Origin of the sequence: Vibrio sp. OPT46 (assembly GCF_015163535.1) — a bacterium.
GTDB lineage: Bacteria > Pseudomonadota > Gammaproteobacteria > Enterobacterales > Vibrionaceae > Vibrio > Vibrio alginolyticus.
The window spans coordinates 938-1,929 of the sequence record NZ_JADDYG010000490.1 but is presented as its reverse complement, the minus strand read 5'-3'; the positions used below and the strand labels follow the sequence as shown (position 1 = coordinate 1,929).

Annotated in this window: 1 protein-coding gene; it reads left to right on the top strand. The window is 40.4% G+C overall.

Annotated features, from left to right (window positions below; genetic code table 11):
• Positions 1-78: 78 nt before the first annotated feature.
• Positions 79-992 (top strand): hypothetical protein (locus IQR33_RS20650; protein WP_193844001.1); only part of this gene is annotated, 914 nt, incomplete at its 3' end.

The following is a 992-nucleotide window of genomic DNA, read 5'->3' as shown; positions in this document are numbered from 1 at the left end:
CACCTTCGAGTTTGTGTCGGTGAATTTAAGAAGTTAGCAGCGCAAACGAACGCTAAATCTATCAAGTATGATTCAGAGATGAGTATTAAGAATGATGAGACTGAGTTTCTTGAGTCGACACAGGTTCCAGATGATATTGCAAAATTTAGTAGGAAGTTGAAAACGACTTGGTTTGAAAATGCAGTACGAAGGTTAGCCTTTCATAACTTAAAATCACCACGTAGCGAAGCTGAACAGAGCTATAGAGATCGATTGATACCAGATCGAATCATCATGTGTAAATCTCTGACTTTATCTTGCAACATCGGTCTTCAATGGATCTATGATACAAACAAAAAGAAAGTATTTAATAGAGATGGTGAATTGTATGTTGTCCTTGGCTCAACGAGGGTACTCTGTGAAGCTTTGGCTAGTTATGTAAGTAACGAGTTTTCTCTAAACGCTGAATCATCCATCATGATTGCGACTTTGGTAAAGGATATCGAGTCAGAAGAAGAAGCAAACGAATATCTAGGAGAGGAGAAGGGAATACCTGAGCTCCCTAATGAAACGAAGTTCACCAAACCAGTATATTCTCATGACTCCGCCACTGGCGAATCTGACTTTGTAGGCTTGATTGAAGCTGATTTAGATGAAGAAGAATATCACACGGAAGATAATGCCGTATCAGATGAGCCGCAGACGATTCCCGTTGGCGTTAATAACAATGTCGTTGAAAGTGGATATGTTGGACTAGAACCCAAAAAAATAAAGGACGAAGTCCAAGACTTAGGGGATCAAATTCGAAGGTTAGAAGCCCATCTTGATAAAAGCGAGTACCAGGAGAGAACCGTTAAACCTAGTATTCCTAGCAACCAAGAGAAAACCCAAGACTCAGCAGAGGCGCGAACAGCTAGTGAGCAAATAGAAAAGGGTAATTTGGGTGACTTAACCTACAATGCACCAAGGGAACCTCGTTCCAAACCACGAAATTCTAATGAGAAATTAGATAG